Raw genomic sequence first — 13,883 nt, 5'->3', positions numbered from 1 at the left:
ACAACTTCATGTGTAGTGTCGCCCCGAAAGCGTCCAGGAGACCAAATTGACCACGAACCGCCGCAATTTCATCATCGCCGGAGCCGCTGTTGCCGTTGTCGCAGCCGGCGGTGGCGCCTATACCCTGCTCAATTCGGGAGAGGTTTCGGCAGCCACGGCGCAGGCAGACCAGCCGATCATGTCGCCCGCCGGCGGCATTGTCGACAAGGTCGAAGGCAATGTCGATGCTCCGGTCACCGTCATCGAATATGCGTCGCCCACCTGTCCGCATTGCGCGTCGTTCCACAACACGACCTATCCGCAGCTCAAGAGCGAATATATCGACACCGGCAAGATCAAGTTCATCGTGCGCCCGTTCCTGCGCAACGAGGTGGACGCTGCCGTGTTCATGCTGGCCGAGGCCGCTGGCGCCGAGCGCTACGAGGAAGTCCTTTCCACCTATTTCGCGACCCAGAATACCTGGATGGCCGCGCCGGCTACGGAAATCTTCCGGATTGCCCAGCAGCTCGGCTTTACCCAGGAAACCTTCGACGCCGCCTTGACGAATCAGGAGCTGCTCGCGGGTATGGAAGCCTTGCGCACCCAGGCCATGGACGAATTTGATGTCACCGGGACGCCGAGCTTCTTTGTCAACGGCAACAAGGTCACGACCGGTTACGATATCGAACAGCTTGGCGCTGTCATCGATCCGCTCGTGCCTGCCGATTTCGTCCCCACTGAAGCTCCTGCCGAGGCCCCGGCCGCTACCACTCCGGCAGCGCCGGCCGCTGACGCCACCACCGCTCCGGCCAACAATGCCACGACCCCGGTCGACACGATGGCGCCTGCCAATACCATGGCACCGGCAAACGAAGTCGCCCCTGCGCAGTAAGCAGATCGACCTTACCTTCTCCCCATGTGGGAGAAGGTGGCGCGCAGCGCCGGATGAGGGGTGCGCACTGTTGCGAAACACCCCCTATCCCAACCGAAATTCGCATCCGCGAATTCGGCGACCCTCCGCGCACCTTTCCCCAATAGGGGAGAGGGGTGGAGGGCGACCATGAAATTCTCCCGCCTCAAGCTGCATGGCTTCAAATCGTTCTCCGATGAGACTGTGCTCGTCATGGAGCCCGGCCTCACCGGCATTGTCGGCCCCAATGGCTGCGGCAAGTCCAACCTCGTCGAGGCCATGCGCTGGGTCATGGGCGAAAGCTCGTACAGGGCCATGCGCGCCTCGGGCATGGACGACGTCATCTTTTCCGGTTCCGGCAACCGGCCCGCGCGCAATACCGCCGAAGTCACCCTGGTTCTTGACAATAGCGACCGCACCGCGCCGGCCGCGCTCAATACCGCCGATGTGCTTGAGGTCACCCGCCGCATAGAGCGCGAGGCCGGGTCGGTCTATCGGGTCAACGGCAAGGAAGTGCGCGCCCGCGACGTGCAATTGCTGTTTGCCGATGCCTCGACCGGCGCCCATTCGCCGGCCATGGTGCGGCAGGGGCAGATCGGCGAACTGATCGCGGCCAAGCCCACGGCCCGGCGTGCCCTGCTCGAGGAGGCCGCCGGCATTTCGGGCCTCCACTCGCGCCGCCACGAGGCGGAACTGCGGCTGCGCGCCGCCGAGGCCAATCTCGAACGCGTCGACGATGTCATCGCCCAGGTCGAGACGCAGCTCGAAACGCTCAAGCGCCAAGCGCGCCTGGCCATCCGCTATCGCGGCCTTTCCGGCGATATCCGCCGCGCCGAGGCGACGCTCTACCATATCCGCTGGGTTGCTGCGCGCGTGGCCGAAAAGGAAACCGAGGCGGCGCAGGCCGTCTTGATCCGGCAGCTTGCCGACGCCACCCATGCCGAGCTGACCGCGCAGAAGGCATCCGAAGCGGCCGAGGCGGCATTGACGCCGCTGCGCGAACGCGAAGCCGTCACCGGCGCCGTGCTGCAGCGCTACACGATCCTTGCCGAACAACTGGCCGAGGAAGCTCGCCGCATCAGCCAGCGCCGCACCGAACTCGAGGATCGGCTCCGCCAGATCGCCGCGGATGGCACGCGCGAGCGCGAGCTGGTCAGCGAGGCCGAGGCGACGCTGGCCGCCTATGGCGAGGAACAGGCCCATCTGGCGGCCGAGCAGCAGGCCGCGCAGGCCGATTTCGACGCCGCCCGACTTGAGGCCGAAGCCGCCCGCGCCGCCGTGGCCGCAGCGGACGAGGCGGCCCGCAAGGCAGCCGAAGCATTGGCCGACATCCGCGCCCAGCGGGTGCAGGCGCAGCGCAATCTCGCCGAGGCGGAAGCCCGGCGGGCCCGCCTCATCCAGCAGGCGGACGACATCGAGCGCGAGCGCGCCGGGGTGATCGCGAAACTCGACGCCGATGAAACAGTGACGGCCCGGCGTGCGGCACTGGAAAGGGCGCAGGCCAGCACGACAGCAGCCGAAACCGCGGCACTTGCCAGTGAAGAGGCCGCGCGCCAGGCGCAGGCGGAACTCGATGCCGCCCGTCCGCGGCTCGCCGAACTCGATGCGCTGGTCACCCGGCTGGAGGCGGAAGCCTCGACGCTGGCGAAGATGCTCAATACCGGTGCCGGCCTCTGGCCCTCCGTGGTGGACGAACTCACTGTGGAACCGGGCTACGAAACGGCGCTGGGCGCTGCTCTCGGCGACGATCTCGACGCCTCCTCCGACGCCGGCGCGCCGATCCACTGGTCGGTGGCGCTCGATGGCCGCGACGACCCCGCTTTGCCGCAGGCCGCCGAGCCGCTGAGCCGCCACGTCAAGGGCACGCCGCTCTTGAAGCGCCGGCTCGACCAGATCGGTCTCGTCGATGCGGTCGATGGCCCCGCACTGATGAAGGCCCTCAAGCCCGGCCAGCGGCTGGTGACGCTGGAGGGCGCGCTCTGGCGCTGGGACGGCTTTGTCGCCGCCGCCGATGCGCCCAGCGCCGCTGCGCAGCGGCTCGCCCAGCGCAATCGCCTCAGCGAACTCGACGAGGAAATCCTGCGCGCCAAGGGCGAGCGCAATGCGCGCAAGCGCGAGGTCGATGCGCTCGCGACAACGCTCGATGCCGCCCGGCAGGATGAACGCGCCCGCCGCGAGGACTGGCGCCGGGCCCAGCATGCCATCGGCGCGGCGCAGGCCGCGCTCGACACGGCGCAGCGCGCCATGGGCGACCTGGCAACCCGCCGCTCCACCCTCGACGATGCGCAGACCCGCCTCGGCGCCAGCCTTGTCGAAGCCGACAGCGCGCAGGCCGATGCCGCAGCCCGCCTCACCCAGACCGGCGACGAATCCCTTCTCGCCAATGCCGCCGCCGCGGCGCAGCAGCGCCTGACCGGATTGCGCGACCGGGCCGACCAGGCGCGGCTCAAACTTAGCACCGTGGAATCGGCCGGCCGCATGCGTGCCGCAAGGCTCGACCAGCTTGCCCGCGACAGCGCCAGCTGGCAGCGCCGCCGGGATGGCGCCGAAAGCCAGTTGGCGACGCTGGACCAGCGCATGGCGGAAGTTGAGGCCCAGCTCACCAGCCTTGCCGAGGCGCCTGACGGTTTTGCCAGTCGCAAGGCGCAGCTCGACGACCAGATCGAGGTCGCCCGCGCCGACCACCAGACGTCGGGCGACCGGCTCAATGCGGCGCAGACCGCCTGGCGCGAGGCGGACCGGGCCCTCAAATCCGCCGGTGACGCGCTCAACGCCGTCCGCATCGATCTCGGCCGCATCGAGGAGCGTCTCAAGGGCGCCATTGCCCAGCGCCAGCAGGTGGAGCGGCAGACCGAAGAATCCCTCGGCATTCCGGCGCAGAAGACGCTCGAAGCCTCCGGCATCCGCCCCGAGGAGGCGCTCCCCTCCGAGCAGTCCATCGAACAGAAGGTGGACCGGCTCAAGTCCGAGCGCGAGCGGCTGGGCGGGGTCAATCTTTCGGCCGAAAAGGAAGCCGCGGAGGTTCAGGAAAAGCTCGACACGATGGTGCGCGACCGCGACGACATCATCGAAGCCATTGCCAAGCTCCGGGGCGGTATTGCCGCGCTCAACCGCGAGGGCCGCGCCCGTCTCAACGAGGCCTTCGGCAAGGTCAATGCGCATTTCCAGGAGCTGTTCACGACCCTGTTCGGGGGCGGCACGGCCGAGCTCACCTTTGTCGAAAGCGACGATCCGCTGGAAGCCGGGCTCGAGATCATCGCCCGTCCGCCCGGCAAGAAGCCGCAGACCATGACGCTGCTCTCGGGCGGCGAACAGGCGCTGACCGCCATGTCGCTGATCTTTGCGGTGTTCCTGACCAACCCGGCGCCGATCTGCGTGCTCGACGAAGTGGATGCGCCGCTCGACGATGCCAATGTCGAGCGCTTCTGCAACCTGCTCGACTCGATGCGCCAGCGCACCAATACGCGCTTCATGGTGATCACCCACAACCCGATCACCATGAGCCGCGTCGATCGCCTGTTCGGCGTTACCATGGCCGAACGCGGGGTTTCGCAACTCGTGTCTGTGGACCTGACGACAGCCGAGAGTTTCCGCGAGGCGGTTTAACCGTCGCTCCAGCTCCTCGACTGAGTACTCGATTGTCACCCCGGCGAAAGCCGGGGCCTATCTTGAGATCTCAGGCCCCGGGGCAAGCCCGGGGTGACACTCAGATGGGAAGCCCTTACGCCCCCGAGGCCAGGCGCTCCTGCAACTCGGCAATCGTCTGGCGGGCATCGGCGAGCTCGGCCTGGAGCTGGCTGATCTGTCCGCGCAGGTCCGCCTCGACATCGGGGGAGGACGCGGTCACATCCTCGACCACCCGGTTGGGCGAAAGCAGGCGGGCATGCAGCGCGGCGAGGTAATCGAGATCATCGGGGTAGGATGTTCCTGCCCGGGCTTCGGCGACGATGCGATCGAGGTCGGCCGCAGTGTCGGCATTCATCTCGCCCGTAGCCAGCAATTCTCCGGCAAGACGCTCGATTTCGGCCAGGGTCATGACTGCACACTCCTTCGCAAACTGCTTTACCCATGGCTTGCCCGAAACTGCCCGGCAGCACAACTGGCGCTGTTGACGCGCCCGGCCCGCGCACGCTCGGACAGGCAGAATCCCCGCGCCCTGCCCCCTATCCGCCACTATCGACATGTGGACAGCATGCCGCACCCCTGAGCGGACCGAAATATCCGTTACCAAACAACCACTTACGTGACAGCAGCGCGCCTTGACACGTTTTGGGGCCACCACTATGTTGCGCGCGACTTAAAAAGGCGCCCCTCGCTTGAGGGAAATGGCTGGCCAAGGGGAGCAGCGGATGATCAATTCGCCGGACGACCAGGGCCCGTCAGAAAGCGCCAGGGGGGTGACGCACGATCTTGCATCGCGCATCGCCTCCGCCAAGCGGGAGCGCGAGCGGGAGGACAACAGATCCGCCCGGGATGCTTCCCCGGAGATGAGTGGTCTGGCGCGCGGCATGCGCATCGGTACCGAGTTCATCGCCGCGGTTCTGGTGGGTGCCGGTATCGGCTATCTCATCGACCTTGGCCTGGGAACCAGCCCCTGGGGCTTGCTCATCCTGCTGATGATGGGCTTTGCCGCTGGAATCCTGAACGTCATCCGAGTGGTGGCGGAAATGAATGCCGCCTCGCCTGCCCCGCCGGGGTCCGATCTCGGGCCCGACGTGGAAGACGAAGAGCGAACCTGAATATTGATGACGCTTAGAGGGCTCCATGGCCGGTACTGACCCGATCCACCAGTTTGTCATCTATGACATCTTCGAGCTGTTCACCGTTGGCGGTGACGGCACCGAAGGGTCGGGCACCACCTTCGCCTTCACCAACTCGGCCCTGTTCATGGTGCTGACCGTGGCGGCCATCACGCTTTACCTGCTGCTCTCGACCTCGGGCCGCAAGCTCGTGCCCACCCGCGCCCAATTGACGGCGGAATTGCTCTACGAGTTCGTGGCGGGAATGGTCCGAAGCTCCGCCGGCACCGCCGGCATGAAGTTCTTCCCGCTGGTGTTCAGCCTCTTCACTTTTATCCTGTTCGCCAACATGTTTGGCATGGTGCCGTACTTCTTCACCGTCACCAGCCACATCATCGTCACCTTCGCCCTTTCGATGATGGTGTTCCTCACCGTCATCATCTACGGCTTCGTCAAGAACGGTCCGAAGTTCCTCAAGCTCTTCGTTCCCGCCGGCGTGCCGGGCTACATCCTTCCCATCGTGACGCCGATCGAGGTCATTTCCTTCCTCTCGCGTCCCATAAGCCTCTCGGTCCGTCTGTTCGGCAACATCCTTGCCGGTCACATCACCCTCAAGGTCTTCACCGGCTTTGCGGTCATGATGATTGCGGGCCTTGGCGCTGTCGGCTGGGCGGCCGCAATCCTGCCCATGCTGATGGCAATCGCCCTTACGGGCCTCGAGTTTCTCGTCGGTGCGGTTCAGGCCTATGTCTTCGCGGTCCTGACCTGCATGTATCTCAACGACGCGATCCACCCGTCCCACTAACCACCCCTTCCCGGTGGATGACCCGCCGGAACCAAATTGTCGCTTGAAAGGACATTAAAATGGAAGCTGAAGCCGCAAAGTTCATCGGTGCCGGTATTGCCACCTTCGGTATGGCTGGTGCCGCCCTGGGCGTGGCCAACATCTTCGGCAACTTCCTCTCGGGTGCCCTGCGCAACCCGTCGGCTGCCCCGAGCCAGTTCGGTAACCTGATTTTCGGTTTCGCCGTGACCGAAGCTCTGGGCATCTTCTCGTTCCTGGTTGCCCTGATCCTGCTGTTCGTCGCCTAAGGCACGACTGCACAGAATTGCCGCAGCCGGACCCGAGGTTCGGCTGCGCGCCCTTCTCCGGCCAATCCTGGCTGGATGACCGGATCTAACGGGACCTCGACCAGATGGTAACGCAAGTTTACGCACAAGAAGCGGAAACGCCGACCGAGGAAAACCTCGATCAGGCCGTTGACGCCACCCACGGTGAGCCGGTTCCCGGCGCGACGGGTCACGACAATCCGACCCACGACACGCACGCAACCACCGAAGCGCATGCCGACGGCCATTCGGACGTCTTCCCGCCCTTCGACCCCGCGACGTTCCCCAGCCAGTTGCTGTGGCTCGCCATCACCTTTGCAGCGCTCTATCTGCTGATGAGCAAGCTGGCCCTGCCCCGCATCGGCGGCATTCTGGAAAACCGCAAGACGCTGATCGACACCGATCTGGCGGCTGCCGACGCGGACCGCCAGAAGACCGACGCTGCCATCGCAGCCTATGAAAAGGCCCTGGCGGAAGCCCGGTCCAAGGCTCAGGGCATCGCCAACCAGACCCGTGAGGCCATCCAGGCCGATCTTTCGGCCAAGCGTTCCGCCGCCGAAGCCGATCTCAGTGCCAAAGTCAGCGCCGCGGAAGCCCGCATCGCCGAGACCAAGGCGCAGGCCCTCACCCATGTCGACGAAATCGCTGCTGAAACGGCCCAGGCCGTAGTCGGCCAGATCGTCGGTGACGTCTCGCCCGACAGCGTTCGCGCTGCCGTGGCCAAGGTTAAGGGGTAAGTCCGATGCCCGAATGGTTGGATAACAGCTTCTTTGCAACGCTGGCCCTGGTCATCTTCCTGGGTCTGATGCTGTATTTCGGCGTCCCCAAGATCATCGCCAAGATGCTCGACGCCAAGATCAAGCAGATCGAGACCGACATTGCCGAGGCCAAGCGTCTGCGCAACGAGGCTGCCGCCCTGCTCGTGGAATATGAGCAGAAGCGCGTCGCCGCGGAACGCGAAGCCGAAGGCATCGTCGCCGCCGCCAAGGAAGAGGCAGAGCGCCTGACCGCCGAGGCCCAGGCCTCGCTGACCGACCTCGTCACCCGCCGCACCGCTGCGGTGGAAGACAAGATCGCCCAGGCCGAAGCCCAGGCCGTTGCCGAAGTGCGTGCCCGTTCCGCGGACATCGCCATCGAGGCCGCCCGCGTTGTTCTCGCCGACGAAATGAACCGGAATGGCGGCAAGGTCATCGACGCCGCCATCGCCGACGTGGCCGGCCGCCTGAACTAAGCGAAACGCGTCACACCAAGATCAAGGCGGGCAGCGATGCCCGCCTTTTTGTTTTTGTCGCTCGCGAAGCAATCGGCGCCTGCACACCCTCCCCCTTGAGGGGGCGGGGGCAAGCTGAGCTTAGGTGCCGTGACGGCCGACCGCCCCCTCCCTAGCTTCGCTAGACCCCATGCGGGTCAAGCTGAGGGTGCCCAGTGGCTAGACTTCCTCATCACACCCACTGCGCCGCGCCAAGCTCGACCCCAGGGCCAATCACCGAGCGCAATCTCGTGATCATCGTCACCACCGGGCTTGTCCCGGTGGTCCATGCAGTCGCGCAATGGATTGCCCGGACGAGCCGGGCAATGACGTTACAGCGGTGAGCCCGTTTGTGAGGACAAGCAGAGAGTCTCGTTGACCTCCTGCGGATTCTCCACCATGGTGCCCCGGACTGCGGGAGAGACTGGCCCCGAGCCAGCGCCGAAGGAGCAACCGCCCCGGAAACTCTCAGGCAAACGGACCGCAGTCAGGTCAGAAACTCTGGAAAGCAGGCCGCAAGGCCTCTCCGAAGGAGCAACCGGCGCTCAGCCGGGAAATCTCTCAGGGCAAGGACAGAGGGGGCACGCATTTTCCGCCACGCGGCGGAGCCTTGTCGTGTCGCCGTCCAGCCAGAGAGAGCCCATGGCCGAAGCCTCAGCCGAAGACCTCAAGCAGACCCCGCTTTATGAACGCCATGTCGTGGCCGGCGGCCGCATCGTGCCGTTCGGCGGCTATGCCCTGCCCGTGCAATATCCCACCGGCATCATGGCCGAGCATAAATGGACGCGCGAACAGGCCGGACTCTTCGATGTCAGCCATATGGGTCCGAGCTTCCTCATGCTCAACAATCCCAGCGGCGAAGCCGAGGCCGATCACAAGGCGATTGCCGCCATTATCGAGCCGCTGATCTGCGGTGACATTGCCAACCTCAAGCCGGGGCAGATCCGCTACAGCCTGCTGCTGAACCAGGATGGCGGCGCCATTGACGATCTGATGGTGGCGCGCTCGCCAATCACGCCGGGCGGGCTCTATATCGTCGTCAATGCAGGCACCAAGGACAATGACTTTGCCCTGATCGAGGCCGCAGCGGGCGACAAGGCGACGCTTATCCGCGCCGATGGCGACTATGCCCTTCTCGCCCTCCAGGGTCCCGAGGCGGTCAATGTCATGGCTTCGGAAATCCCCGAGGCCACCGATCTCGGCTTCATGAACTATGGCGCCTTTTCCTGGGGCAAGGACAAGGTGTTCGTGGCCCGCTCCGGCTATACCGGCGAGGACGGCTTCGAAATCCTCGTCAACCGCCATGAGGCCGTCGCCTTGTGGGATGCGCTTCTCGCCGATACCCGCGTCAAGCCGATCGGCCTTGGGGCCCGCGACAGCCTGCGGCTCGAAGCCGGCCTGCCGCTTTACGGCCACGACCTCGACAGCACTGTCTCCCCCATCGAGGCGGATCTGGGCTTTGCCGTCTCCAAGCGCCGCCGCGAGGCTGGTGATTTCCCCGGCGCAGCCAGAATCCTTGCCGAGCGCGAGGGCAAGCTCAGCCGCAAGCGCGTCGGCCTCCTGGTCGAGGGCGCGCCGGCCCGTGAGGGCGCCGAAATCCTCGACGCCTCCGGCACAGCCATTGGTGTGGTCACCAGTGGCGGCTTTGCGCCCTCCCTGGGCAAGGCGATTGCACTGGGCTTCGTCCCGCCCGACCACACCGCCATTGGCACGAAGCTGCAGGTCTCTGTGCGCGGTCGCGCCCAGCCGGCCGAAGTCGTGCCCACGCCTTTCGTCCCCCACCGCTATTTCCGCAAATCAGCCTGAGGCCCCGCCATGACCACCAAGTTCACCCCCGATCACGAATATATCCGCGTCGACGGCTCCACCGGCATTGTCGGCATCACCAACTATGCGCAGGAGCAGCTCGGGGACATCGTCTTCGTCGAACTGCCCAGCGTCGGCAAGGTTTTGAAGAAGGGCGACGAGGCCGCCGTGGTCGAGTCGGTCAAGGCCGCCTCGGAGATCTATGCGCCTGTCTCAGGTGAGGTGGTTGAGGTTAACAGTCTGCTAACAAATGAACCGGGGCTCGTGAACTCCGACCCGGAAAACGGCGGCTGGATGTTCAAGATCGCCATCAAGGATGCGGGCGAAATCGACACCCTGCTCGATGCCGACGGCTATGCCGAGCTGACCCTCTAAGGCCCTGATATCCATGCGTTATCTTCCCCATTCCGACCACGAGCGCGCCGATATGCTCGGCGTGATCGGCGCGACCGATATCGACGCGCTGTTCTCCGCCGTCCCTAAGGCCGCGCTCAAGAACTTCACCCTGGACCTGCCGGCCCACAGCCCGGAATTCCTGGTCGAAGCCCATATGCGGGCGCTGGCCGGCAAGAACCATGCGGCCGGCGACGGCCCGTTCTTCGTCGGCGCCGGCGCTTATCGCCACCACATCCCCGCGACGGTGGACCACCTGATCCAGCGCTCTGAATGGCTCACGGCCTACACGCCGTACCAGCCGGAAATCTCGCAGGGCACGCTGCAGATGCTGTTCGAGTTCCAGACCCAGGTGGCCAAGATCACCGGCATGGATGTGGCCAATGCCTCGCTCTATGACGGCTCAACCGGCACGGCCGAAGCGGTGCTGATGGCCCGCCGCCTGACGCGCCGCAACAAGATCGTGCTCTCGGGCGGGCTCCACCCGCACTATCGCGACGTGGTAAAAGCCTATCTCAAGGACGATCCGAACCTTGTCTGCCTGTCGCCCTCACCCGAGGGGCAGGGCGACATTCTTGACCATATTGACGGCGACACCGCCGCTATCGTCATCCAGACCCCGGACTTCTACGGCCATTTGCGCGACCTCAAGGGTGCCGCCGACGCGGCCCATGCCCAGGGTGCGCTGCTGATCGTCGTCATCACCGAAGTGGTGTCGCTGGGCCTGCTCGAAGCGCCGGGTGCGCTGGGCGCGGACATCGTCGTGGCCGAGGGCCAGGGAATCGGCAATGCCCTCAATTTCGGCGGGCCGTATCTGGGCCTCATGGCCACGCGGAAGGAATTCATCCGCCAGATGCCGGGTCGGCTCTGCGGCGAAACCGTCGATGCCGATGGCAACCGGGGCTTCGTGCTGACGCTGTCCACGCGCGAGCAGCATATCCGCCGCGAAAAGGCGACATCGAATATCTGCACCAATTCGGGCCTCTGCGCCCTCGCCTTCTCGATCCACATGGCCCTCCTGGGCGAGGCCGGCTTCGTGCGGCTGGCGCGGCTCAACCACGCCAATGCCGTGCATCTGGCCGATGCACTGGCAGCCGTGCCGGGCGTGACCGTGCTCAACAGCACGTTCTTCAACGAGATGACCATCCGCACCGGCCAGCCGGCAGCCGAGCTGATCGAACGGCTTGCCCAGCGCGGTATTCTGGCCGGCGTCCCCGCCAGCCGCCTGCTGCCCGAGGATCCCGAAGTGGAGAACCTGATCATCCTCGCCGCAACCGAATTGACCACCACGGCCGACATCGCTGCGCTCTGCGCGGCCCTGACGGAGGAACTGGCATGAGCATGAATACGCAAGGCCGCCCCACCGGCGTGGGCACTGTCGGTACCTCGGCATCGGGCTCGGCGCTGATCCCGGATGAACCGCTGCTGTTCGAAATCGGCGATACCGAGCATTCCGGCGTCGACCTACCCGAGGTGGACCTGGGCAATAACCGCCTCGGCGGCTTTGCCCGCAAGAGCAAGCTGGACCTGGCCGGCCTCACCGAGCCCGAGGCGATGCGCCACTATGTGCGCCTCAGCCGCCTCAACCACTCGATCGACAGTGGCATGTATCCGCTCGGCTCGTGCACGATGAAGCACAATCCGCGTCTCAACGAAAAAATGGCGCGCCTGCCGGGCTTTTCCGACATCCATCCGCTGCAGCCGGTCTCCACCGTGCAAGGCGCGCTGGAAATGATGAACCAGCTCAGCCACTGGCTGATGACGCTGACCAACACCGCCGCCGTGGCGCTGTCGCCCAAGGCCGGCGCGCATGGCGAGCTCCTGGGCATGATGGCCATCAAGGCCGCGCAGGAGGCCAAGGGCGAGGCGCATCGCACGATCGTGCTGGTGCCCGAGAGCGCCCATGGCACCAATCCGGCCACGGCCGCCTTCCTCGGCTATACGGTCAAGCCGGTGCCAGCCCGTGACGATGGCACGGTGGATGTCGAGGCGGTCAAGGCGGCCCTGTCGCCCGAAGTCGCGGCGATCATGCTGACCAACCCCAATACCTGCGGCCTCTTCGAGCCGCAGGTCATCGAGATCGCCCAGGCGGTTCACGATGCGGGCGCCTTCTTCTACTGCGACGGCGCCAATTTCAACGCCATCATGGGCGTGGTGCGGCCGGGTGATCTCGGCATCGACGCCATGCATATCAACCTGCACAAGACTTTTTCGACGCCACATGGCGGCGGCGGGCCGGGTGCGGGGCCGGTCGTGCTGTCAGAAGCGCTGTCGCCCTTCGCGCCCGTGCCCTTCGTGCGGCAGGGTTCCGCTGGGCTGGAGATGGTCGAGCATATCGAAGGCGAGGCCCTCGGGCGCGTCACCGCCTTCCACGGCCAGATGGGCATGTATGTGCGCGCCCTGACCTATATGCTGAGCCATGGCGCCGACGGCCTGGCGCAGGCGGCGCAGGATGCGGTGCTCAACGCCAACTATATCAAGGCGCGGCTCGAGCACCTGTTCTCGGTGCCGTTCCCCGATTATCCGACCATGCATGAGGCACTGTTCGACGACAGCTTCCTCAAGGAGACCGGCGTCACCACGCTCGATTTCGCCAAGGCGCTGATCGACGAGGGTTTCCACCCCATGACCATGTATTTCCCGCTGGTCGTGCATGGCGCCATGCTGATCGAGCCCACCGAAAGCGAGAGCAAGCAGACGCTGGACCGGTTCTGCGACGTGATGGCGGAACTGGCGACCGAGGCCAAGGCCGGCAATTCGGAACGGTTCACCGCCGCGCCGATGAAGGCGCCGCGCCGTCGCCTCGATGAGACCCGCGCCGCCCGCCAGCCCATCCTGCGGTGGGAGCGTCCGGCGGACCTGCCCAAGGCTGCGGAGTAAAAAAGGCCCGGAGCGATCCGGGCCTTCTTGTTTTAGCTCAACTTGACTGCCCTGAGCCCCAGAAAGAGCGGGAATTCGCGGGCGGCTCGCCGGTCCGCGCGCCGCTCTTCGGCGCCGGGCAGGTCCGCCACCTCCCGGATGGCGGTCACCCCGAGCCCGGTTTCAGCGAGCGCGGTCACATAGTCTTCCAGCGGCCGGTGATAGCTGCGGGTGACGCCCTCCCCGTGCTCCTGCATGGGAACGGCCAGGGGCGAGAGTAGGAATCGAGCCGCCGGTACTTGAGCCCACGCTGCTCATCCCAGCCCCAGCCGCTCTGACGGGGCACCCGAAAGCAGGGATGCAACATGACCATGGCCAGACGCCCACCCGGCCGCAACAGCCGCGCCGCCGTCGCAATCGCGTCGTCGAGCGGGTTGATGTCCTGGATCGAGAGCAGGAAGCTGGTCGCATCGAAGCCAGAATTGGCGATGAGCTTGCCCTCCGGCAAAGCCGTGACATCACCAACGACGAAGCGGCCATGACGCGAATGAACCCGTCGTGCCTGGGCGATGAGCCGCGGCGACAGGTCTATGCCGACATAGCGGGCGCCTAGCGCAGCAATGGGCGGCGCCAGAATGCCGTGGCCGCAGCCGAGATCGGCCAACCGCTCGCCACTCCTCAGACCAAGCAGTTCCAGCACGAGCGGCACGGCAAGGCTGCGGTGATAGTGGCTGCCATTGTGCCCGGCCCAGCCGGCATACCAATGGGCAACGGAGTCCCAGCTCTGCGAGCGGGCACGAAGAAGGTTCTTTCTGGTTTTCATGATGTGTCTCAAAAT

The 13,883-nt window shown here is 65.5% G+C and carries 14 protein-coding genes and 1 riboswitch; of the genes, 11 read left to right on the top strand and 3 right to left on the bottom strand.

The window, feature by feature from the left end; all coding sequences use genetic code 11:
- Nucleotides 1-46: 46 nt before the first annotated feature.
- Nucleotides 47-871 carry a thioredoxin domain-containing protein gene (locus tag JEQ47_RS09275; protein ID WP_198876125.1) on the top strand — a complete coding sequence of 275 codons (825 nt, stop codon included), beginning with the start codon at nt 47-49 and terminating at the stop codon, nt 869-871.
- A gap of 168 nt (nt 872-1,039) precedes the next feature.
- Nucleotides 1,040-4,495: a chromosome segregation protein SMC gene (gene smc / locus JEQ47_RS09270; protein ID WP_198876124.1), complete on the top strand. Its 3,456-nt coding sequence runs from the start codon at nt 1,040-1,042 to the stop codon at nt 4,493-4,495.
- A 115-nt stretch (nt 4,496-4,610) separates the two neighbouring features.
- On the opposite strand, the gene JEQ47_RS09265 is transcribed toward smc, so the two are convergent.
- On the bottom strand, nt 4,611-4,925 hold the full coding sequence (locus tag JEQ47_RS09265; protein ID WP_198876123.1) for a hypothetical protein: 315 nt from the start codon (nt 4,923-4,925) through the stop codon (nt 4,611-4,613).
- Between the two features lie 313 nt (nt 4,926-5,238).
- Here JEQ47_RS09265 and JEQ47_RS09260 point away from each other — a divergent pair, with 313 nt between their 5' ends.
- From JEQ47_RS09260 to gcvPB, 9 genes are all read left to right on the top strand, one after another.
- Nucleotides 5,239-5,628, top strand: coding sequence for an AtpZ/AtpI family protein (locus JEQ47_RS09260; RefSeq protein ID WP_236020764.1), 390 nt, complete (start codon nt 5,239-5,241; stop codon nt 5,626-5,628).
- A 25-nt stretch (nt 5,629-5,653) separates the two neighbouring features.
- The gene (locus JEQ47_RS09255; RefSeq protein ID WP_198876121.1) at nt 5,654-6,433 is read left to right on the top strand and encodes a F0F1 ATP synthase subunit A; all 780 of its coding nucleotides are present in this window, start codon (nt 5,654-5,656) and stop codon (nt 6,431-6,433) included.
- Nucleotides 6,434-6,492: 59 nt separating this feature from the next.
- On the top strand, nt 6,493-6,720 hold the full coding sequence (locus tag JEQ47_RS09250) for a F0F1 ATP synthase subunit C (RefSeq protein WP_067459640.1): 228 nt from the start codon (nt 6,493-6,495) through the stop codon (nt 6,718-6,720).
- 104 nt (nt 6,721-6,824) lie between these two features.
- Nucleotides 6,825-7,475 carry a F0F1 ATP synthase subunit B gene (locus JEQ47_RS09245; RefSeq protein WP_198876120.1) on the top strand — a complete coding sequence of 217 codons (651 nt, stop codon included), beginning with the start codon at nt 6,825-6,827 and terminating at the stop codon, nt 7,473-7,475.
- A 5-nt stretch (nt 7,476-7,480) separates the two neighbouring features.
- On the top strand, nt 7,481-7,969 hold the full coding sequence (locus tag JEQ47_RS09240) for a F0F1 ATP synthase subunit B family protein (RefSeq protein WP_198876119.1): 489 nt from the start codon (nt 7,481-7,483) through the stop codon (nt 7,967-7,969).
- Between the two features lie 423 nt (nt 7,970-8,392).
- Nucleotides 8,393-8,481: riboswitch (glycine riboswitch) on the top strand.
- A 148-nt stretch (nt 8,482-8,629) separates the two neighbouring features.
- A complete protein-coding gene (gene gcvT / locus JEQ47_RS09235; protein ID WP_198876118.1) occupies nt 8,630-9,793 on the top strand; it encodes a glycine cleavage system aminomethyltransferase GcvT in 1,164 nt (387 codons plus the stop codon).
- Between the two features lie 9 nt (nt 9,794-9,802).
- Nucleotides 9,803-10,168 (top strand): glycine cleavage system protein GcvH, encoded by a 366-nt coding sequence (gene gcvH / locus JEQ47_RS09230; protein ID WP_198876117.1) that lies wholly within the window; start codon nt 9,803-9,805, stop codon nt 10,166-10,168.
- Between the two features lie 13 nt (nt 10,169-10,181).
- On the top strand, nt 10,182-11,525 hold the full coding sequence (gene gcvPA, locus JEQ47_RS09225; RefSeq protein ID WP_198876116.1) for an aminomethyl-transferring glycine dehydrogenase subunit GcvPA: 1,344 nt from the start codon (nt 10,182-10,184) through the stop codon (nt 11,523-11,525).
- Entirely contained in the window at nt 11,522-13,066 is a 1,545-nt protein-coding gene (gene gcvPB, locus JEQ47_RS09220; protein ID WP_198876115.1) for an aminomethyl-transferring glycine dehydrogenase subunit GcvPB, read from the top strand. The genes gcvPA and gcvPB overlap by 4 nt, the downstream gene beginning before the upstream one ends.
- 32 nt (nt 13,067-13,098) lie before the next feature.
- Here the strand turns inward: gcvPB and JEQ47_RS09215 are convergent, their stop codons facing one another.
- Nucleotides 13,099-13,245, bottom strand: a complete 147-nt coding sequence (locus JEQ47_RS09215; protein ID WP_198876114.1) for a hypothetical protein — start codon at nt 13,243-13,245, stop codon at nt 13,099-13,101.
- Nucleotides 13,242-13,868, bottom strand: coding sequence for a class I SAM-dependent methyltransferase (locus tag JEQ47_RS09210; protein WP_198876113.1), 627 nt, complete (start codon nt 13,866-13,868; stop codon nt 13,242-13,244). Before JEQ47_RS09210 ends, JEQ47_RS09215 begins: the two co-directional genes overlap by 4 nt.
- Between the last annotated feature and the right edge of the window lie 15 nt (nt 13,869-13,883).

Origin of the sequence: Devosia sediminis, from assembly GCF_016411825.1 — a bacterium.
In the GTDB taxonomy this organism is placed as follows: Bacteria; Pseudomonadota; Alphaproteobacteria; order Rhizobiales; family Devosiaceae; genus Devosia; species Devosia sediminis.
Note: the sequence above shows the minus strand (reverse complement) of the source record. Positions and strands in the feature narration are given on the sequence as shown.